The organism is Pseudomonas sp. PP3 (assembly GCF_905336995.1).
Classification (GTDB): domain Bacteria; phylum Pseudomonadota; class Gammaproteobacteria; order Pseudomonadales; family Pseudomonadaceae; genus Aquipseudomonas; species Aquipseudomonas reinekei.
The window spans coordinates 801,086-820,064 of the sequence record NZ_HG995459.1 but is presented as its reverse complement, the minus strand read 5'-3'; the positions used below and the strand labels follow the sequence as shown (position 1 = coordinate 820,064).

At 60.5% G+C, this 18,979-nt stretch carries 19 protein-coding genes; 7 read left to right on the top strand and 12 right to left on the bottom strand.

Annotated features, from left to right (window positions below; translation table 11 throughout):
• Nucleotides 1–29: 29 nt before the first annotated feature.
• Both KHO07_RS03765 and KHO07_RS03760 read left to right on the top strand, forming a co-directional pair.
• The gene (locus KHO07_RS03765) at nt 30–920 is read left to right on the top strand and encodes a neutral zinc metallopeptidase (protein WP_212626503.1); all 891 of its coding nucleotides are present in this window, start codon (nt 30–32) and stop codon (nt 918–920) included.
• Nucleotides 921–1,880 carry an alpha/beta hydrolase gene (locus tag KHO07_RS03760; RefSeq protein ID WP_212626502.1) on the top strand — a complete coding sequence of 320 codons (960 nt, stop codon included), beginning with the start codon at nt 921–923 and terminating at the stop codon, nt 1,878–1,880.
• A 94-nt stretch (nt 1,881–1,974) separates the two neighbouring features.
• On the opposite strand, the gene KHO07_RS03755 is transcribed toward KHO07_RS03760, so the two are convergent.
• From KHO07_RS03755 to KHO07_RS03745, 3 genes are all read right to left on the bottom strand, one after another.
• Nucleotides 1,975–2,568, bottom strand: coding sequence for an HAD family hydrolase (locus KHO07_RS03755; protein WP_150734692.1), 594 nt, complete (start codon nt 2,566–2,568; stop codon nt 1,975–1,977).
• Nucleotides 2,565–3,434 (bottom strand): acyl-CoA thioesterase II, encoded by an 870-nt coding sequence (gene tesB, locus KHO07_RS03750; protein WP_150734691.1) that lies wholly within the window; start codon nt 3,432–3,434, stop codon nt 2,565–2,567. Before tesB ends, KHO07_RS03755 begins: the two co-directional genes overlap by 4 nt.
• 106 nt (nt 3,435–3,540) lie before the next feature.
• Entirely contained in the window at nt 3,541–4,110 is a 570-nt protein-coding gene (locus KHO07_RS03745) for a GNAT family N-acetyltransferase (protein ID WP_212626501.1), read from the bottom strand.
• Between the two features lie 74 nt (nt 4,111–4,184).
• Between KHO07_RS03745 and KHO07_RS03740 the strand changes: the two genes are divergently transcribed.
• Together KHO07_RS03740 and KHO07_RS03735 are read left to right on the top strand one after the other, a co-directional pair.
• Complete coding sequence (locus tag KHO07_RS03740) at nt 4,185–5,105, top strand: histone deacetylase (RefSeq protein ID WP_150734689.1); 921 nt, start codon at nt 4,185–4,187, stop codon at nt 5,103–5,105.
• 280 nt (nt 5,106–5,385) lie between these two features.
• Nucleotides 5,386–6,627, top strand: coding sequence for a TIGR03862 family flavoprotein (locus KHO07_RS03735; protein ID WP_212626500.1), 1,242 nt, complete (start codon nt 5,386–5,388; stop codon nt 6,625–6,627).
• A 116-nt stretch (nt 6,628–6,743) separates the two neighbouring features.
• Here the strand turns inward: KHO07_RS03735 and KHO07_RS03730 are convergent, their stop codons facing one another.
• Both KHO07_RS03730 and yedA read right to left on the bottom strand, forming a co-directional pair.
• Nucleotides 6,744–8,081 (bottom strand): DEAD/DEAH box helicase, encoded by a 1,338-nt coding sequence (locus tag KHO07_RS03730; RefSeq protein ID WP_212626499.1) that lies wholly within the window; start codon nt 8,079–8,081, stop codon nt 6,744–6,746.
• Nucleotides 8,082–8,146: 65 nt separating this feature from the next.
• Nucleotides 8,147–9,076 carry a drug/metabolite exporter YedA gene (gene yedA, locus KHO07_RS03725; protein ID WP_212626498.1) on the bottom strand — a complete coding sequence of 310 codons (930 nt, stop codon included), beginning with the start codon at nt 9,074–9,076 and terminating at the stop codon, nt 8,147–8,149.
• A gap of 165 nt (nt 9,077–9,241) precedes the next feature.
• Here yedA and KHO07_RS03720 point away from each other — a divergent pair, with 165 nt between their 5' ends.
• Complete coding sequence (locus KHO07_RS03720; protein WP_212626497.1) at nt 9,242–9,697, top strand: Lrp/AsnC family transcriptional regulator; 456 nt, start codon at nt 9,242–9,244, stop codon at nt 9,695–9,697.
• Nucleotides 9,698–9,821: 124 nt separating this feature from the next.
• On the opposite strand, the gene KHO07_RS03715 is transcribed toward KHO07_RS03720, so the two are convergent.
• The 3 genes from KHO07_RS03715 to KHO07_RS03705 form a co-directional block, all read right to left on the bottom strand.
• Nucleotides 9,822–10,433 (bottom strand): 3'-5' exonuclease, encoded by a 612-nt coding sequence (locus tag KHO07_RS03715; protein WP_150734684.1) that lies wholly within the window; start codon nt 10,431–10,433, stop codon nt 9,822–9,824.
• 22 nt (nt 10,434–10,455) lie between these two features.
• Entirely contained in the window at nt 10,456–10,935 is a 480-nt protein-coding gene (locus tag KHO07_RS03710; protein WP_008022614.1) for an NYN domain-containing protein, read from the bottom strand.
• A 279-nt stretch (nt 10,936–11,214) separates the two neighbouring features.
• Nucleotides 11,215–11,976: a DUF2076 domain-containing protein gene (locus tag KHO07_RS03705; protein WP_212626496.1), complete on the bottom strand. Its 762-nt coding sequence runs from the start codon at nt 11,974–11,976 to the stop codon at nt 11,215–11,217.
• 178 nt (nt 11,977–12,154) lie between these two features.
• On the opposite strand from KHO07_RS03705, the gene KHO07_RS03700 reads away from it, so the two are divergent.
• A complete protein-coding gene (locus KHO07_RS03700; protein ID WP_150734682.1) occupies nt 12,155–12,829 on the top strand; it encodes a YciC family protein in 675 nt (224 codons plus the stop codon).
• A 66-nt stretch (nt 12,830–12,895) separates the two neighbouring features.
• Complete coding sequence (locus KHO07_RS03695; protein ID WP_212626495.1) at nt 12,896–13,975, top strand: endonuclease/exonuclease/phosphatase family protein; 1,080 nt, start codon at nt 12,896–12,898, stop codon at nt 13,973–13,975.
• Nucleotides 13,976–13,990: 15 nt separating this feature from the next.
• On the opposite strand, the gene KHO07_RS03690 is transcribed toward KHO07_RS03695, so the two are convergent.
• The 4 genes from KHO07_RS03690 to KHO07_RS03675 form a co-directional block, all read right to left on the bottom strand.
• A complete protein-coding gene (locus tag KHO07_RS03690) occupies nt 13,991–14,416 on the bottom strand; it encodes a RidA family protein (RefSeq protein WP_150734680.1) in 426 nt (141 codons plus the stop codon).
• A 71-nt stretch (nt 14,417–14,487) separates the two neighbouring features.
• Nucleotides 14,488–15,753 carry an NAD(P)/FAD-dependent oxidoreductase gene (locus tag KHO07_RS03685; protein ID WP_212626494.1) on the bottom strand — a complete coding sequence of 422 codons (1,266 nt, stop codon included), beginning with the start codon at nt 15,751–15,753 and terminating at the stop codon, nt 14,488–14,490.
• Between the two features lie 337 nt (nt 15,754–16,090).
• Entirely contained in the window at nt 16,091–17,473 is a 1,383-nt protein-coding gene (locus KHO07_RS03680) for an aspartate aminotransferase family protein (RefSeq protein WP_212626493.1), read from the bottom strand.
• Between the two features lie 28 nt (nt 17,474–17,501).
• Nucleotides 17,502–18,947: an APC family permease gene (locus KHO07_RS03675; RefSeq protein WP_212626492.1), complete on the bottom strand. Its 1,446-nt coding sequence runs from the start codon at nt 18,945–18,947 to the stop codon at nt 17,502–17,504.
• Nucleotides 18,948–18,979: the final 32 nt, after the last annotated feature.

The following is an 18,979-nucleotide window of genomic DNA, read 5'->3' as shown; positions in this document are numbered from 1 at the left end:
CATCGCACGGACAACCAGAGGATTCCCACATGCTATGGAAAAAAGGCCGACGCAGCGACAACGTGGTCGATGCCCGTGGCGGTGATGTCGGCGGTGGTGGCGGAATGCGCTTTGGTGGCGGCAAGGGCCTGAGCCTGACCGCAATCATTCTGATCGTCGGGGTCGGCTGGCTTACCGGCCAGGACCCGATGCAGATCCTCGGGGAACTGACCGGCCAGATGGGCGAGCAATCGGCACCGGCCACCAACCAGACGCGCAAGGCGCCGCCGGCCAATGATCAAAGCGCCGAATTCGTGCGTTCGATCCTTGGCGACACCGAAGACACCTGGCGGCAGATTTTCCAGCAGGGCGGCCGGCAATATAAGGACCCGACCCTGGTGCTGTTCAGCAATCGGGTGAATTCGGCCTGCGGGCTGGCGACGTCTGCGACCGGTCCGTTCTATTGCCCGGCAGACCAGAAAGTCTATTTGGACATGGCGTTTTTCCAGGAAATGTCGCAGCGCTTTTCCGCTGCTGGCGACTTCGCACAGGCCTACGTGATCGCTCACGAAGTCGGACACCATGTGCAGACCTTGCTCGGCGTTTCCGCGAAAATTCAGGCAGCCCGCCAGCAGGGTCGGCAGATGGAAGGCGACGGTGGCTTGCTGGTGCGCCAGGAACTTCAGGCCGACTGCCTGGCCGGGGTCTGGGCCAACAATGCGCAGCAACGGCTGAACTGGCTGGAACCGGGCGACATCGAAGAAGCATTGAACGCTGCAAACGCCATCGGCGACGATCGCTTGCAGCAACAGGGTCAGGGCCGTGTGGTCCCGGACTCGTTTACCCATGGTACGTCAGCGCAACGGGTGCGCTGGTTCAAAACCGGATTCGCCCAAGGCCAGGTTGGCCAGTGCGATACCTTTGCGGCGAAAAATCTGTAAATGAAGAAGTGGTTGTTGGTTTTGCTGTTCACTTGCGCAACGTCCCAGGCCGCCGAGCATGGGATCAAAGAGCTCAGTCCCGGGCGCCTGCTGTTGAAGTCAGGTGAAATAGCGGTGGGCATCAGCCCTGCTCCGGCAAAAATCGAGCGCGTGTTGATCATCGTCCATGGTCGGTTACGCAATGCGCAAACCTATCTCCAGAGCGGTAACCGCGCGGCTGAGCTGGCCGGTCAACGCGACACGACCCTGGTGATCGCCCCGCAGTTTCTCAATGAAACCGACGTTGCAGTACATCCTGTGGCTGACACTGTACTGCGCTGGCAGGGCAATGAGTGGATGGCCGGCGGCGAATCCACCGCACCTTTTCGCATGAGTTCCTTCGAGGCGCTGGACGAAATCATCGCCCGGCTGGGTGATCGTCAGCAGTTTCCAGACGTGAAGCAAATCGTCATCGCCGGTCACTCCGGCGGTGCGCAGGTGGTGCAGCGCTACGCCTTGCTGGGCCACGATCAGTCGGCACTGGAGGCCGCTGGGGTAAAGCTGCGTTATGTGATCGCCAACCCTTCGTCCTATGCGTATTTCGATGAACGCCGGCCGGTTGCCTTCAACCATGCCGCTTGCCCGGACTTCAATCGCTGGAAGTATGGGCTGACAGATTTACCCGCCTACGCCGACGGACAAACCGCTGCGCAATTGCAGGAAAAGTACCTCAAGCGTGACGTCGTTTATCTGCTGGGGCAGCAGGACACCGACCCGAATCATCCGGCGCTGGATAAAAGCTGTGAAGCCAAGGCCCAAGGCCCGTATCGACTGGCCCGTGGGCGTTTTTACTTTAATTATCTGAAGCGCTTGCAACCGCAAGGGTTGAATCAGCAGCTGATTGAAGTACCCGGCGTCGGGCATAACGGGGAAGGGATGTTGACTTCGCCAGAGGGGCAGAAGGCGTTGTTTGGCCAATAACCTGCGTTGTCAGGTCCGACGCATTCGCGAGCAGGTTCGCTCCCACAATGAAATACGATCACCTGTGGAGAGCAAGCCTGCTCGCGAAAGGGCCTCAAGCCGACAACATTGTTCGCAGCACGACACAATCCGCCGCATGCCAATCCGTCAACTCCGGCCACGGATTATCCGGCAGATTCACTAACACCGTTCGCGCGCCTGCTGCCCGTCCGCAGTCCAGATCAAAACGGTAATCACCGACCATCACCATCTCGCTGGCCGGCACCTTCCAGGCTTCGGCCAGTTTCAACAATCCACCAGGATGCGGCTTTGGCGGTGCCTCATCGCGACCGAGCACATCCTCCGCCGCAAAACAGTCGGCCAGGCCAATCGCCTCAAGCGTGACATGCGCCAACTCGCGGGCATTGCGCGTGAGAATGCCCAGGCGATAACCGCGCCCGGCCAACTCACGCACCAGTTCCACCGCACCCGGCGCCGGTTTCGAGCCCAGCGCCAGATCCCGTTCATGCTCCAGCAGCCAAGCGTGCTTGGCCGCCGCTTCATCGGCGGGCAGCGCCGCGAGGTGCGTCAGGATGTCGTCTTGCGCCGGGATCGCCAAGGCCACGCGAATCGCCGCGAAATCATGCACGGCCACCGTCAGGGTGCCGTCCATGTCGAATACCCAATGGCGTACGTCGGTCAGGCTCATGCCCAGTCCTTGCGATGGCGGATCAGGCCTTCCTGAGTGACCGAGGCCACCAGTTGCCCGGCGCGGTTGAACACGCTGCCACGGGAGAACCCACGGGAATTGCCGGCCCACGGACTGTCCATCGCATAGAGCAACCAGTCATCGGCGCGCAGGTTGGCGTGGAACCACAACGCATGGTCGAGGCTGGCGACCTGCATGTCCTTGTGCCAGACCGATTTGCCGTGAGGTTGCATCGACGTGGTCAGCAGACCGAAATCCGATGCGTAGGCCAGCAGGTATTTGTGCAGTGCCGGCGAGTCGGCCAGCGCACCGTCGGCGCGAAACCAGACATACTTGATCGGATCGGACGGCAATGGGTTGTAGGGATCTTTCTCGGTCACCGGGCGAAATTCGATCGGCTTCGGGCACAGCAGCTTTTCGCGCATTTTCTCGGGGATCAAGTGCGCGCGTTGCTGGGTCAACTCCAGCTCCGACGGCAGGTTCTCCGGGCCGACCACTTGCGGCATTTCACTCTGATGCTGGAAGCCGACTTCGTCGTACTGGAACGAAGCGCTGCACGTGAAGATCGGGTGGCCCTTCTGGATTGCCGTCACGCGGCGCGTACTGAAACTGCCGCCGTCGCGAACCCGGTCAACCTGGTACACCACTGGCAAACCGGCATCGCCCGGACGCAGGAAATAACCGTGCATCGAATGCACATGACGCGCCTCTTCCACCGTCTGACTGGCCGCCGACAGCGACTGACCGAGCACCTGGCCACCGAACAACTGACGAAACCCCAGATCCTGGCTACGGCCACGGAACAGGTTTTCTTCGATCGGCTCCAGCGTCAGCAGGTCGACCAGATCTTCCAACACTTGGCTCATTCAGACTCTCCTCACACAACGCAATACCGCGCAGTCTTGGCTGCGGCGGTCAATTCATTTAATGGCCCGGGCCAACATGGGGTCCATTGTAAACGTCCGTGTCAGGTTATCCATGCAAGGTTTGCAGCCATTGTTCACGGCTGATGCGGTACAACACGTGATGCCGCAGGCGATGACCGACGGCAAGATTCGGGTGTTCGAAGTCATCAGACGGGTCATGGTGCATGCCGATGGCCTGCATGACTTTCTGCGACGGCAGATTACTGTCAGCGGTGAAGGACACGACTTCGTTCAGCAGCAAGCGGTCGAACCCGCAGCGCAGAGCCGTCCACGCCGCTTCGCTGGCATAGCCAAGGCCCCAATGCTCCCGCGCCAGGCGCCAGCCGATCTCGATGGCCGGGGTGAATGGCGCCTCGAAACCGACCACGCCGAGCCCGGTAAACCCGATGAACTGCCCGGTATCCTTGCGCTCCAGCGCCCACAGGCCAAACCCGTGCTCGGCAAAATGACCGCGAACCCGCCCGATCAGCGAAGCGCTTTCCAGTCGGCTCAAGGGCGCCGGAAAATAGCGCATGACCTGTGGGTCGGCACACATCGCCGCAAACGCCGGCAAATCCTCGTCACGCCACTGACGCAAAAGCAGTCGTGCGCTCGCCAATTCCAGTATCGGCTCCATCGTGTTCCCCCGTTTGCGTGCCGCAAGTCTACATCGCTGGTAGGATCCTTCACTCATTCCCGTATGAAATCATCATGCCGCTGCCGCTGATTTATCACGAAGACTACAGCCCCGAGTTTCCGGCGGATCACCGCTTCCCGATGGACAAGTTTCGCCTGCTGCGCGATCACCTGGTGGACAGTGGCCTGACCCGCGACGCCGATCTGCTGCGCCCGCAACTGTGCCCGCCAGAGATTCTCGCCCTGGCCCATGACCCTTCGTATATCGAACGCTACATGACGGGTGAGTTGTCCCGTGAAGATCAACGGCGCCTCGGCTTGCCCTGGAGCGAAGCGCTGGCGCGGCGCACAGTGCGGGCGGTCGGCGGCTCGCTGCTGGCGGCCGAACAGGCGCTGGAACATGGGCTGGCCTGTCACCTGGCGGGCGGCACTCACCACGCGCATTACGATTACCCGGCGGGCTTCTGCATCTTCAACGACTTGGCAGTGATCAGCCATTACCTGTTGGAAAGCGGTCGTGTGAATCGGGTGCTGATCTTCGATTGCGATGTGCATCAGGGCGACGGGACTGCACGCATTCTGCACAACACCCCGGAAGCCATTACCGTTTCCCTGCATTGCGAAAAGAACTTTCCTGCACGCAAGGCCGAAAGTGACTGGGACATTCCGCTGCCCAATGGCATGGGCGATGCCGATTACTTGAAGGTGGTGGACGATGCGCTCAACTACTTGCTGCCGCTCTATCAACCGGATCTGGTGTTGTATGACGCCGGCGTCGATGTGCACAAGGACGACGCCCTCGGTTATCTGAAACTGACAGACGAAGGCGTCGCCGCCCGCGATGAAAGCGTGATGCGCCATTGCCTGGGCCGGGATATTCCAGTGGTGGGCGTGATTGGCGGCGGCTACAGCAAGGACCGCAAGGCTCTCGCCCGTCGCCACGGCATCCTTCATCACAGTGCACAGCGCGTCTGGCAGTCATCAGGTTGTCACTGACCTGTGGGTGCCTTACCCACAATGCCTGTGGAACCGCCTGTGGATAACCTGAGTGAAAGGGACTACAGCCCACGCGGCGTATAGGCTACAGACCACTGATTGTTTTTTAACCAGCACTGGCAAACACCACTGAACCCTGTGGGAGCGGGCTTGCCCGCGATGAGGCCGGCACATCTACATCTTTGTTGACTGACCGTCCGCTATCGCGGGCAAGCCCGCTCCCACAGTAATCGTGTACTGCTAGAATGCGCGCCAAATCCGCCACACCGCAGCTTCTACCATGACTCAGCCCAGCACTTCCCTCCCCCCTCAAGTCGCCATCATCGGCGGCGGCCCCGCCGGGCTCATGGCGGCCGAAGTGTTGAGCCGGGCCGGGATCAAGGTCGATCTGTACGACGGCATGCCTTCGGTGGGAAGAAAATTCCTCCTGGCCGGTGTCGGCGGCATGAACATCACCCACTCCGAAGCCTACCCGGCGTTCCTCTCGCGCTACGCCGAACGCGCACCACAGATTGCGCCGCTGCTGCGCAGCTTTGGTGCCGATGCGTTATGCCAGTGGATTCATGAGCTGGGCATCGAAACCTTCGTCGGCAGCTCCGGTCGCGTCTTCCCCACCGACATGAAAGCCGCGCCGCTGTTGCGCGCCTGGCTCAAGCGCTTGCGCGACAGCGGCGTCGTTATCCACACCCGCCACCGCTGGCTTGGCTGGAATGACCAAGGTGATTTGCGCATCGCCAGCACTGAAGGCGAAAAAACCGTTCAAGCCGATGCCACCCTGCTCGCCCTCGGCGGTGGCAGCTGGTCACGCTTGGGGTCGGATGGCGCGTGGAGGCTGCCGCTGGAGCAACGCAGCGTAGGACTTGCGCCCTTGCAACCGAGTAATTGCGGCTTCGAAGTGCAGGCCTGGAGCGATTTGTTGGTCAGCAAATTCGCCGGAGCACCGCTGAAAAACATCGCCATCGGGCTCAACGACGACGTGCCCCGGCTCGGTGAATGCGTGATTACCGCCACCGGTATCGAAGGCAGTTTGATCTACGCCCTGTCCGCATCGATTCGCGAGGCGATCAACCAGCACGGTTCGGCCACGATTCACATCGATCTCCTGCCGGGCCGTCCTGTGGATAAAGTCCAGGCAGCGCTGAGCAAACCACGGGGCTCACGCTCCATGGCCAAGCACTTGCACAGTCAGTTGGCCATCGATGGGGTGAAAGCGGCGCTGTTGCGAGAACTGACCACTGCCGACACCTTCACCGACTCGGCGCTGCTGGCCAAAGCGATCAAGGCGCTGCCGCTGACACTGGTGAAAACCCGTCCACTGGACGAAGCCATCAGCAGCGCGGGCGGTGTGTTATTCGAGGCGATGGATGAGCGCTTGATGCTCAAGCAACTGCCGGGTGTGTTCTGCGCGGGGGAAATGCTGGATTGGGAAGCGCCGACGGGCGGCTATCTGCTGACCGCGTGTTTTGCCAGCGGGCGTGTGGCGGGAATGGGGATGGTGGAGTGGTTGCGACGCAAGGGCTGAAAACCGAGTCGTCCCCATCGCCAGCAGGCTGGCTCCCACAGGGGATTTGTGTCGTTCACAAAAAACTGTGGGAGCCAGCCTGCTGGCGATGACGGCCTAACAGACGCCGCTTGTAATCAAGGCTTACGCTTACGCGGCCCAGTGTTGAACACCGGCACTTTTCGCACAGGCTTGATCGAAGGTTCCGCCGGCGCAACTTCCCCGCTGTCCACCCACTTACCCAGGTTACGCTTGCCGCCACCACCCGAGGCCTTTGGCTTCTTCGGTTTCTTCGGCTTCTTGACCACTTGCCCGCTGGCATCGGTATCCGGCACGCGGTGCTCGGGTTCGAAGTCCGGTTCGTTCTGACGCTTCAAGGTCTGGCGGGTCAACATCTCGATGGCCGACAGCAGATTCACTTCATCGGCGCACACCAAGGAAATCGCCTCTCCAGTCGAGCCCGCACGGCCGGTACGACCGATGCGATGGATGTAATCCTCGGCGACGATTGGCAGGTCGAAGTTGACCACCAACGGCAAGTCTTCAATGTCCAGGCCACGGGCCGCCACGTCAGTGGCAACAAGGATCTGCACGTCACTCGCCTTGAAACGGTCCAGTGCGCGTTGACGGGTGGCCTGGGGTTTGTCGCCATGGATGCCGTCGGCGTTGATGCCCAGCCCCTGGAGTTTTTCCACCAGTGCGTCCACGCCGTTGCGGGTCTTGGCGAACACCAGCACTTGCTTCCACTTGCCCTTGCGCATCAGGTGCACGAAGAGTTCCGGCTTGCGCTTCTTGTCCACCGTCACAATCCATTGCTTGACGGTGTTGGCCGCAACGTTGCGCGGGCTGACTTCAATGCTCAGCGGGTCATTGAGCATTTGCCCGGCCAGCAGGCGGATGTCGTCGGAGAAGGTTGCGGAGAACAGCAGCGTCTGACGTTTCTTCGGCAGCGCGCGGTAAATGTTCGCCAGTTCCTCGGAAAAGCCCAGGTCGAGCATGCGGTCGGCTTCGTCCAGCACCAGGGTTTGCAGCTGGTTGAACTTCAGCGCGTTCTGGCGGAACAGGTCGAGCAAGCGGCCCGGGGTCGCCACCAGCAGGTCGACGCCGCTGCGCAGCTTCATCATTTGCGGGTTGATGCTGACGCCGCCGTAGACCGCGTAGGTGCGCAGCGGCAGGTTCTCGGCGTACTGGCGCACCGCTTCGTGAACCTGCTCGGCCAGTTCGCGAGTCGGCACCAGGATCAGCGCGCGCACCGAGTTGGCGGTGACTTTCGGCCCTTCCATGGCCAGCAGTTGCAGCAGCGGCAGGGCGAAACCGGCGGTCTTGCCGGTACCGGTCTGGGCGGCGGCCATCAAGTCGCGACCGGCCAGCACTGCCGGAATGGCTTGCGCCTGAACCGGCGTCGGAGTCTGGTAGCCGAGCGTCTCGAGGGAGCGCAGCAAGGGTTCGATCAGGCCAAGGGTGGCGAAAGTCATGGGAATACCGTAGGAAAAATCAGCGCGGTTGTGCGGAACAAGTGTGCAATGCCGCGCAGTTTACCCTAATTCACACGAGATTCTGTCGGCACCACCTTCACCGCTGGTAGCGCCGGAGCACGACGCCATTGCGGCAAGCCGATCAGCACCACGGCGCTGATGATCACTGCCATCGCCAAGGCTTCCTCGATGCCGATGGTCTCGCCGACAAACACAATCCCCAATAACACCGCCACCGCCGGGTTGACGTAGGCATAACTGGTGGCGGCCGCCGGGCGCACATGTTTCAACAGGTACATGTAGGCGTTGAAGGCGATGATCGAACCGAACACAGTCAGGTACGCGAGTGCGGCCCAGCCTTCGATCGGTGGCACCTTTTCCAGATGCTCACCACTGACCGCGCTGGCGATCAGCAGCACTACGCCGCCGACCAGCATCTCCACGGCACTGGCCATCGCACCTTGGGGCAACGGCAGGTGTTTGCTCCAGACTGAACCGAACGCCCAGGTCGCCGCCGCAAAGATCAGCAGTGCAGCGCCCAGCGGGCTCGATTGCAGGTTGGAGCCGAGGTTGAGCATGGCGATACCAATCAAGCCCAGCACAATCCCCGCCCATTCGAGACGGGTATTACGTGCGCCCCAGAAATATCCGCAGAGCAAGGTAAACAACGGCACCGTCGCCACCGCCAGCGCCGCCACCCCGGACGCTACGCCGGTGTGCTCGGCCACGCTGACCGCGCCGTTGCCACAGGCCAGCAGCAAAATCCCGATGATCCCGGCGGCTTTCCACTGCGCCCAGGTCGGTGCCGGCGCCCCGCGCCAACGCAGGAAGGCATACATCAAGGTCCCCGCGATCACGAAACGAATCCCCGCCAGCAGCAGCGGCGGCCAATACTCCACGCCAATACGAATCACCAGATAGGTCGAGCCCCAAATCACGTACAACGCGAAGAAGGCAGCGATTAACGGCAAGGGAAAGCGACGTAGACCAGGCATGGCGGGCAGCTCACAGGCAAGACAAGTGAACGGCTATTCTAAAAAGGCGGGCGCGTAAAAATAAGTTACAAAACCTGTTTAAACCGCCGGTACACTTTTCAAAACACGGAGTTCAGCGCTATAAACCGTGTTTTCGAAAGTCGGCTATTTTCAGGAGTCACCCCGATGGATAAGTACGACCGCATGCTGCTCAGCGCCCTGCTGGAAAACGGTCGCGCGTCCTACGCCGACCTCGCGCGCAAGGTCAACCTGTCCGCCCCGGCCGTGGCCGAACGCGTGGCCAAACTGGAAGCCAGCGGCGTGATCACCGGTTACCAGGCCAAGGTCGACATGGCCAAGCTTGGCCTGCCGATCCAGTGCGTCATCGAACTGCGCCTGAACCAGCACGGCAACCAGAAAGCCTACGACGACCTGATCAAAATCCCACAGTTAACGGAGTGCCACCGGGTGACGGGCGATCCGTGCGTGATTATGCAAGCGGCGGTGGGCTCGATGCCGGAGCTGGAAGAGTTAATCAACCGGATTGCCACGTTCGGGTTCAGCAAGACGTCGATTGTGTTGTCCAGCGCCATCGAGAAGCGGGTGCCGTTGGGGCATATCGAGGGGAATGGAAAAGTTTGATACGACACAGCTCCTGTAGGAGCCGGCTTGCTGGCGATTTCGGTTCGTCATTCAACATTGCTGTAGACCGATACACCGCTATCGCCAGCAAGCCGGCTCCTACAGGCGGATTGCGATCTGTCTGTCAGAACCCACGATGGCGTTTGAGGTGTTCGCCAATCTTCGCCGCCGGCACCTTCTGCAACTTGCACAGCAGATCATGGGACAACTCGCGCAAGCCATGCTTTTGGCGCAGCTCTTCGGCCAGATGCGCCGTCAGGTTCGCCGCCATCTCCGCATCCGCCATCGCCCGGTGAGCCTTGCCGGTGTGCGGCAAGTTGGCAAACGTGGTGAGGGTGCCGAGTTTGTGGTTCGGCGCGGCGGGCATCAGCCGGCGGGCCAGCAGTAGCGAACAGGCAAAGTTTTGCAGGCGGGTGCGTTTGATCCGGCCCAGTTCGAAGTCCCAAAACTTTTGGTCGAATGCGGCGTTATGCGCCAGCAAAGGCGTGATGCCGACGAATTCATTTACTTCGTTCATCACCTGCTCGGCCGAGGGCGCGGTGCGCAGCATGGCGTTGCTGATGCCGGTGAGTTGCTCGATGAAGGCCGGGACGCGCACGCCAGCGTTCATCAGGCTCTGGTAACGCTCGACGATGCGCCCCTGTTCAAGGATCACCACGGCAATTTCCGTGGCCCGGCAGCTGCTGCTCGGGGAGATCCCGGTGGTTTCAAAGTCGATGACTGCGATGCGTTCCAAACCTGTTTCAACTCCGTAAAAATCAATTCTTGAGCAGCAAGGCGCCTTCGATCGGCACATAGCGGCTGGCAGCGCGGATCAGCGAATTGGCGGTCAGACCCGGCACGCCGTAGGCGACCGCTTGCACCCCGTGTTTGCTGATGATGCGTTCGAGCAGCATGTCGAAATCACCGTCACCGGAGGCCAGGACGATTTCGTCGACGTGGTCGGCGGCGTCCATGATGTCGAGGGTGATGCCCACGTCCCAGTCGCCTTTGGCCGAGCCGTCGCTGCGCTGGATGTACGGCTTGAGTTTCACCGTGAAACCGAGGTTGCGCAGGATCTGCTGGAACTGCTGCTGCTTGCTGTCGCCACGGTCGATCGCGTAGGCATAGGCCTCGACGATCTCACCCTGTTTGCTGACATCCGCCCACAGCGCGGCGTAGTTGAAGTGGCAACCATAGGCCTGACGCACGGTGTAATAGAGGTTCTGGACATCGGCGAACACAGCGATCTTTTTCACCGCACATCCCCTTGGGCGCAGGCAGGATCAGGCACCAGGCCCGAAAAGTTGCCCAGTATGCCAGCCAAAAGGAGTGTTCCGCGAATAATCGCCCGCAAGCACTTGGGCGGCGCAGACGAATGGCACTGTCGAATGACAACCTGTGGCGAATGAAACCCTGTGGCGAGGGAGCTTGCTCCCGCTGGGCTGCGTAGCAGACCCTCTTCTTTGTACACAGAGAGCAGGGGGCCGCTTCGCGACCCAGCGCGAGCACGCTCGCTCGCCACAGGTTCGGGGTTGTCAGACGTAGGAGTCGTCGTCGCCAAAGAACGATGAATTGTCATCGCTGTAGTCGGCGTCGCTGAAGCCGCCTTGGTCGTTGCCGTAGGAATCGTTGCCGGCCATGCGCTGGTCATCGCCCCAGCCGTTATTGCCCTGATCGTTGACCTGGGCCGGTTCTTCCTTGATGACTTCGACGATTTCGTCCGGTTGCTGGTTGTGATGGAACAGGCTGCTGATGCCTTGCGCCAACATCACGCCACCGGCGACACCGGCTGCGGTTTTCAGCGCGCCACCGAGGAAACTGCTGCCCGCCGCTGCCTGCTGTGGCGGTGCGTAGTTTTGCGGCGGTGCGCCGAAGTTTTGCTGGGGCGGCTGCGAGTTGAACGAGGGACGCGCCGGCTCACGCCAGCCGCCACCGTTCGACACCGGGGCACTTTGCACGGGCGCAGGCTGCGGATCACGATTGCCGCCACCAAAGATGCTCGACAGAAAGCCACCGCTGCTCGGCGCAGGCGCGGCTGTCTGAGCCTTGGCCTGTTGCAACTCGGCCTGTAAGTGCTGGACTTGAGCGCTGAGTTGTTTGTTCTGCTCGTCGAGGCGCTTGATGGCCGCCTCTTGCACCAGAATCGCCTGGGTCATGAAATAACCTGCCGCTGGTTGGCGTGTCAGGTGTTCCTTGATCCGCGCCTCGGCCTGGGCGTCGCGCGGGGCTGAGTCCGTTTCGGCTTGTTGCAGCCGGGAAAACAGTCCATCGATCAGGGTTTGTTCTTCGCTGTTCATGGCGACCTCGTAGATTGCCGGGGAAATCGTTGCCCTTCTCCACAGAAGATAAGGGACTCGACCTTAATGGAGGCTGAAACAAGATGTTTCAATGGCCTTTACCGAACGTTTACGTTTGCGTCACGAAGGCCTTCATCGGTTAAAGTGGGCCACTGCTTTCAACCTGCGATACCGACTGATGAATCCGTTAGATGTGCTGCGTGACTCCCTGTATTTCTTCAAGCGCAATCTTCGCCAGATCGTGCAGCTGTGCCTGCCGCTGGTGATCGTCGAAGCCCTGTTGCAACAAGTGGTCGACCACTCCACCGAGCCGGACAGTTTCCCCGGCATCAGCGTGATCGTCGGCCTGCTGGTGTATCCGCTGTATACCGCCGCGCTCATTCTGTTTCTCGACGCCCGCAGCCGTGGCGAAACACCGAGCAACCGCGATCTGTTGTCGAGGTCGGCCTACCTGTGGCCGCGCTTCGCCCTGCTGACCGCGCTCAACACGCTGTTGATCCTGCTCGGCCTGTCGCTGTACTTCCTGCCGGGTATCTGGCTGATGGTGACCCTGGCGTTCGGCGAATACCTGCTGGTGCTGCGTGGCCTGGCGCCGTTGCAAGCGATGAAAGAAAGCCTGCGCCTGACCCGTGGCAATTTCTTGCGCATCCTGGTGTGCATTTTGTGTGTGATGGGGCCGTTGTGGCTGCTCAGGGGCGCAACGCTGGCGGTGTATCCCGAACCGCAGAACCCGGTGATTTCGCTCTTGATCGACAGTGCCCACAGCTTCCTGCAATTGTTCACCAGCGTGGTGCTGTTCCGCCTGTTCATGCTGATCAGCGATGTGCCGGAAAAAATCGACGGGCCACGCTGACCTTGGGTGGCCGCCCGTCACTCGGGTATGCTCAGGACCAACTTCCGTAACGCTATAAGCCGAGCCATGACCCGACTGCTGCGCTACACCTTGCTGGGATTGTTGATGGTCGTCGGCCTGGCTGGCGTGATGATCTACAGCCTGACCTGGCGCCCCGAGGTTCGCGAAGTGCTGCCGGTCAGTTGCAGCACCCGGGCGCCGACCCTGGCTCCCGGCCAGGCACTGAAGGTGATGACCTGGAACGTCCAGTACCTGGCGGGCAAGCGCTATGTGTTCTGGAATGACCTGGCCCAGGGCACCGATGAGAATCCTACGCCGGAAGACATGGCCTTCAGCCTCGATGAAGTGGCGCGGGTGATTCGTGACGAGCAGCCGGATGTGGTGCTGTTGCAGGAGCTCGATGACGGCGCCAAGGCCAGCAATTACCAGCACCAGCTCAAACTGCTGCAGGAACGGCTTGCCGACCTGTATCCGTGCAGTACCAGCGCGTTCGACTGGAAGGCTGATTTTGTCCCTGATCCCCACATCTTCGGCAGCGTCGGCCGGCAATTGGCAACCCTGAGCCGCTACCAGATCGACCATGCCCAGCGCCTGCAATTGCCGGTGACGCCGGCCAACCTGATCAGCCGCCAGTTCCAGCCGAAAAACGCCATGCTGGTCAGCTACCTGCCGGTGAACGATGGCGGTCAGGTCGCGATCGTCAATACCCATCTGGACCGCGCCACGCAACCCGACGAAAGCCTGCAAGCGCAGGTGTCGGCCGTGGCCAAGGTCCTCGATAAATTCGAAAGCCGCGGTACGCCATGGCTGATCGGCGGCGACTTCAATCTGTTGCCGCTGGGGCAATATCAACGCCTGTCCGCCGAACAACGCTCACCCTACTCCGCCGACAGTGCGTTGCACGTGCTGTGGGACAAGTACCCGATGATCCCCAACAACAACGAAGCCAGCGGGATCGACCGCACGCGCTGGCTGACCCAATACCCGAACGATCCCGGCCTGAGTGGCCCGGACCGTACCGTCGACTACCTGTTTTACAGCCCGCGCATCAAACGGGTCGAGGCCACGGTGAGGCAGGACGATACGTTACGCATCTCCGATCATTTGCCGGTGATTGCGCGCTTCCTGCTGCCCGCCACGCCATAACCCGCCGAACACAGGTCAGTCTTTTTTCCAGTCGTCCGGAATCACCGCGATCACATCGATTTCCATCAGCCATTGCGGTTGGCCGAGCCCGGAAATCACCAGGCCGGTGGAGATCGGGAACACGCCTTTCAGCCATTTGCCCACGACTTGATAAACCGGCTCACGGTATCGCGGGTCAATGATGTACGTGGTGGTTTTGACGATGTGCGACAGATCGCTCCCCGCCTCTTCCAGAAGCTGCTTGACGTTTTTCATCGCCTGCTCGGCCTGGGCTCCCGGGTCACCAAGGCCAACCAGGTTGCCCTCGAAATCGGTGCCGATCTGGCCGCGTACGTACACCGTGTTGCCCGCGCGCACGGCCTGGCAAAGATCATTGTCCAGTGACTGATTGGGATAGGTGTCTTTGGTATTGAACATGCGAATGCGTGTGTGAGTAGGCATCAACTGACTCCCCTGAAACGTGATTGATAAGGTGGTGGGAATGGCCACGGGGCCATTCCTTCGATCGATTCTCAGCGCTGCGACGGGTCGCGGTATTCCTGGTATTGGCGCTGGGTCGCGATGTGCCCGGCGACATGTTTGGCATCGTGCCAAACGCCCCAGATAAAGCTCGAACCCCGACGTGACAGCCACGGCAGACCGACGAAATAAACCCCGGGCTCACTCGACACGCCACGTTGATGACGAGGCTTGCCCTTGGCGTCGAAGGCGTCGACTTGTAGCCAGCTGTAATCGACTGCATAGCCGGTGGCCCAAATGATCGAGGTGATACCCGCTTCCGCCAGATCCAGTTCAAGAATCGGGTTTGTAACGCAGTCAGGATCAGGAAGGGTGAAGCGGGCTTCAGGCTCTTCCGGCAGGTCCAGGCCATTGCGCGCCACGTAGGCATCTGCGGCATCCAGCAGCGACAAGTAGTTCTCGTCGCCAGCAGCGATGTTGCGCGCGAGGTCCTGCTGGAACGTCACCACGCCGTCGTTGAACGACTGGGTCAGCCCCACCAGTTTGACGCCTTGCTGTGCCAGTACCCGGAAATCCACGGTTTGCCCGCCACGCGCGCCGCTCACGGCAATGGTGACGTGCTCACGGCCCGGCTCCATGGTTTCCAGGTCCCACAGCCCCAACACCCCCAGCCACCAGCAGAAATCACGGTTGCGATAAGCACGAGGTGGGCGGTCATGTTGGCCGACCGACAAATAGACTTGCTTGCCGGCGCGCTGCAATTCATCAGCGATCTGCACACCGGAAGAACCTGCACCGACCACCAGCACAGCACCTTCGGGAAGCTGCTGCGGGTTGAAATACTGAGCCGAGTGAATTTGCGTGATGGTGTCGTCTTTCGGAGCAATCGGTGGAATGACCGGGCGCTGGAAAGGACCGGTCGCCGCCACCACCCGGTTGGCCTGAATCACGCCTTCGGAGGTTTCGATGGTGAAGCCCGGACGGTCACTGTTGCGCACCACTTTTTTGACTTCTACACCGGTACGAATCGGCGCTTCGAATTTCTCGGCATAGGCCTCGAAATAAGCCGCCACCTGATCTTTTGAGGCGAAGGCATCCGGCTCCAGGTCTTCGAAGGCCAATCCGGGAAAGCGGTCATGCCAGACCGGGCCGTTGGCCACCAGCGAATCCCAGCGCCCGGTGCGCCACGCTTCAGCGATGCGATTACGCTCCAGGACGAGGTGCGGCACACCGAGTTTGCTCAGGTGCTCGCTCATGGCGACGCCAGCCTGGCCGGCACCGACAACAAGCGTATCTATTTCTATCTTTTTATCATTCATGCTTGTGTCCTTCAGAGAGGCGACTATGGCGCGGCAAGTCGCGACAAATCAGCTGTTTTAATATTTGAATACCGCATCGATAACTTTACTGGCGGGGTCGTTTTATTGTGCTTAGCGAATGCCAATAGCGAAAATATGATTTTTGTAGTTGCTACCCATTAAAAAACTAACTCGCAACTAAACTCGGTATTCACTGAATGAATGCAATCATTGTGGGAGCGAGCCTGCTCACAAAGAACTTGAAAGCCCCGCGTTTATTCAGGCAATACGCGTAATCATTAATGACCTTCGCGAGCAGGCTCGCTCCCACATTTAAAGGAACGAGCCTGATAGTGGTTTAGAGCACGCCAATTTCCTTAGCGGTTCTATCGACGGCAATCTTCGTCTTGCCAATCAGTTCATCGATTTCAACGCGCGTTGCGATCAATGCCGGCGCCATGATCATGCGGCCGAGCGTCGAGCGAATAATCACGCCCTCTTCAAAGCCAATCGTGCGGCAACGCCAGGCGATGTCACCTTCGTTGGCGAAGCGCTTGCGGGTTGCCTTGTCCTCGGCAAACTGCAACGCAGCCACCAGGCCAACGCCCTGGATCTCACCCACCAGCGGGTGATTGCCAAATACCTCGCGCAGACACTGTTGCAAGTATGGGCCGGTGTCGCTTTTCACTTGGGTGACGACACCCTCATCGCGCAACGCCGTGAGGTTGGCAATCGCCACGGCCGCCGCCACCGGGTGACCGGAATAGGTCAGGCCGTGGGCAAACACACCGCCCTGCTCGACCAGCACCTCAGCCATGCGTCGGCTCAGAATCAGGCCACCCATGGGGATGTAACCCGAGGTCAGGCCCTTGGCGATCGACAGGGTGTCCGGCTCGAAATCAAAGTGCTGGTGGGCAAACCATTCGCCGGTACGACCGAAGCCACCGATCACCTCGTCAGCACACAACAACACGTCGTATTTGCGGCAGATGCGCTGGATTTCCGGCCAGTAGCTCTCTGGCGGGAAGATCATGCCGCCAGCGCCCTGGAAAGGTTCGGCGATGAACGCCGCGACGTTCTCCGCGCCCAGTTCGAGAATCTTGGTTTCCAGTTGCTGAGCGGCGCGCAGGCCGAACTCGGCCGGCGTCAGATCACCTTCATGGCCGAACCAGTAGGGTTCATCGATGTGCGCGACATCCGGAATCACCCCGCCCATTTCGTGCATGAACTTCATCCCGCCCATCGCGCTGGCCGCCAGGGTAGAGCCGTGGTAGCCGTTCCAGCGCCCGATCATGATCTTCTTCTGTGGCTTGCCGAGCACCTGCCAGTAACGACGCACGGTGCGGATCAGCACCTCGTTGGCCTCGGAGCCGGAGTTGGTGTAGATCGCGTGGCTGTAGTGCTTGGGCAGCAGGCTGAACAGCAGCTCGGAAAGCTCGACCACCGCCGGGTGAGTGGTGTGGAAGAACATGTTGTAGTAGGGCAACTGCTCCAGCTGACGGGTCGCCGCCGCGGCGAGATCCTTGCGCCCATAACCGAGGTTGGTGCACCACAAACCGGACATGCCATCGAGGTAACGATTGCCGTCGTTGTCCCACAGATGCAGACGGTCGCCACCGACGATCACGCGCGGCCCCTCTTCGTTCAACGCCTTCTGATCGAGGAATGCGTGAATGTGGTGGGCGGCGTCGGCCGCTTGATAGTCCTTGGTGTCGCGCTGGGGTTTGTAGTCAGTTGTCATCTCTTATTCTCCTGAATTGAATAAAGGTTCAGTTCCCGGTCACGGTAGTCAGCGGTGCCACGGCGGGCACGCGGCTGTCCTGCGATTCGTCTTGAATGAGTGGCTCTGGCGTGAACAGTGGTTTGCGCATCACGAACTTGACCCACACCACGGCAATCACCGATATCACGCCCAGCACCACACCGGCGCAAGCAAAAATACTGGCGGTCATCTCTGGCGTTGGCGATACGTGGTAGATCGCAAACAGCATGCCCAGAATGCCGACGACCTGTGGCCATGGATAAAACGGTGAGCGGAATGGACGCGCCAGATGGGGATAGCGCCGGCGCAAGGCGATGACATCGATGTGCACGATGATGTAGGCCAGCAGCCAGGCGAGCGCGGCCGCCAACAGCAGCAAGCTGATCGCCGCCGCGTCGTGCCCCAGAATGAGGATCGGCAGACCGGTGATCGCTGCAACGAACAGCACCGCCACCCACGGCGTACGACCGCGCGCCGTCAGCTTCTTGAATTGCGGGAATGCCTGACCGTTTTGCGCCATGCCGTAAAGCATGCGCGGCAACGCCGCCAGTGACGAATTCACGGTGCTGCACGTCGCGGTAATGGCCGCGACAACCAGGAACAACTTGCCAGCCTCACCGAAAACCGTGGTCGCCAGCAGGTAATGCGGCAAGGCATCACTGGCCAATTGTTCACGCGGGATGCACAGCAAAGCGCCGAAGCAATACAGGGCAATCACGCCGAAAATCACGGTCAGACCAATGGTCATCGAGCGTGGAATATTACGCTCCGGGTTGCGGGTTTCTTCCACCAGCGGGCAGACGAACTCAGCCCCGACAAAACCCCACACCGCCATCGCCGCCAACGTGATTGCGCCGAACTCCAGCGGGTTCCAGCCTTGATCCAGCGGCAGCTGCAAACTGGCCTGACCGTTACTCAGCGACGCCAGGCCCATGGCGACGAGAATCACCACCATCACCAGCGCCAGCACGTTCTGCAGCTTGGCGAAGACATCAATGCCGAACAGGTTCAAGACGGTGAACAACCCCAGCACGCCGTAGGCCACCACCATGTGCGGAATGACATCGGGATAGACCTTGCTGATCACCAGATCCAGCAACAGCAGTTCGGCGGAGAGCGCAAACATCGCCACCACCATGTAGCCCGAGAACGTCGCGAGAATCGCCGGAAAATGCCCGATCGCCACTTCGGTGTAACTGCTGAGGCTGCCCGCTCGCGGAATCATCAAGGCCAGTTCGGAGAACGACCAGGCATAGGTGATTGCCAGCACATAGGCGATGGCCAGCGGAATGATGAAGCCGAAACCGGCGATGCCCGCGCCTTGCAGCATCAGCACCATGACGCCTTGCGACACCACGACGCCCACCGCAACGGCCAGCAACGAGCCCAGCCCCAGGACCCGGCGCAAACCACCGGACGGCGCCTGGATGGACGCGGTTGTACTTGAACTCATGACAAACTCCCCGTGTTTTCTTGTTGTTGATC

What these genes read in the sequence shown, in the direction of transcription:
- KHO07_RS03675 (WP_212626492.1), bottom strand. Translation starts at nt 18,947, where the DNA reads ATGAGTTCAAGTACAACCGCGTCCATCCAGGCGCCGTCCGGTGGTTTG.
- KHO07_RS03765 (WP_212626503.1), top strand. Translation starts at nt 30, where the DNA reads ATGCTATGGAAAAAAGGCCGACGCAGCGACAACGTGGTCGATGCCCGT.
- KHO07_RS03695 (WP_212626495.1), top strand. Translation starts at nt 12,896, where the DNA reads ATGACCCGACTGCTGCGCTACACCTTGCTGGGATTGTTGATGGTCGTC.
- KHO07_RS03735 (WP_212626500.1), top strand. Translation starts at nt 5,386, where the DNA reads ATGACTCAGCCCAGCACTTCCCTCCCCCCTCAAGTCGCCATCATCGGC.
- KHO07_RS03690 (WP_150734680.1), bottom strand. Translation starts at nt 14,416, where the DNA reads ATGCCTACTCACACACGCATTCGCATGTTCAATACCAAAGACACCTAT.
- KHO07_RS03705 (WP_212626496.1), bottom strand. Translation starts at nt 11,976, where the DNA reads ATGAACAGCGAAGAACAAACCCTGATCGATGGACTGTTTTCCCGGCTG.
- KHO07_RS03720 (WP_212626497.1), top strand. Translation starts at nt 9,242, where the DNA reads ATGGATAAGTACGACCGCATGCTGCTCAGCGCCCTGCTGGAAAACGGT.
- KHO07_RS03680 (WP_212626493.1), bottom strand. Translation starts at nt 17,473, where the DNA reads ATGACAACTGACTACAAACCCCAGCGCGACACCAAGGACTATCAAGCG.
- KHO07_RS03760 (WP_212626502.1), top strand. Translation starts at nt 921, where the DNA reads ATGAAGAAGTGGTTGTTGGTTTTGCTGTTCACTTGCGCAACGTCCCAG.
- tesB (WP_150734691.1), bottom strand. Translation starts at nt 3,434, where the DNA reads ATGAGCCAAGTGTTGGAAGATCTGGTCGACCTGCTGACGCTGGAGCCG.
- KHO07_RS03755 (WP_150734692.1), bottom strand. Translation starts at nt 2,568, where the DNA reads ATGAGCCTGACCGACGTACGCCATTGGGTATTCGACATGGACGGCACC.
- KHO07_RS03745 (WP_212626501.1), bottom strand. Translation starts at nt 4,110, where the DNA reads ATGGAGCCGATACTGGAATTGGCGAGCGCACGACTGCTTTTGCGTCAG.
- KHO07_RS03740 (WP_150734689.1), top strand. Translation starts at nt 4,185, where the DNA reads ATGCCGCTGCCGCTGATTTATCACGAAGACTACAGCCCCGAGTTTCCG.
- yedA (WP_212626498.1), bottom strand. Translation starts at nt 9,076, where the DNA reads ATGCCTGGTCTACGTCGCTTTCCCTTGCCGTTAATCGCTGCCTTCTTC.
- KHO07_RS03685 (WP_212626494.1), bottom strand. Translation starts at nt 15,753, where the DNA reads ATGAATGATAAAAAGATAGAAATAGATACGCTTGTTGTCGGTGCCGGC.
- KHO07_RS03700 (WP_150734682.1), top strand. Translation starts at nt 12,155, where the DNA reads ATGAATCCGTTAGATGTGCTGCGTGACTCCCTGTATTTCTTCAAGCGC.
- KHO07_RS03730 (WP_212626499.1), bottom strand. Translation starts at nt 8,081, where the DNA reads ATGACTTTCGCCACCCTTGGCCTGATCGAACCCTTGCTGCGCTCCCTC.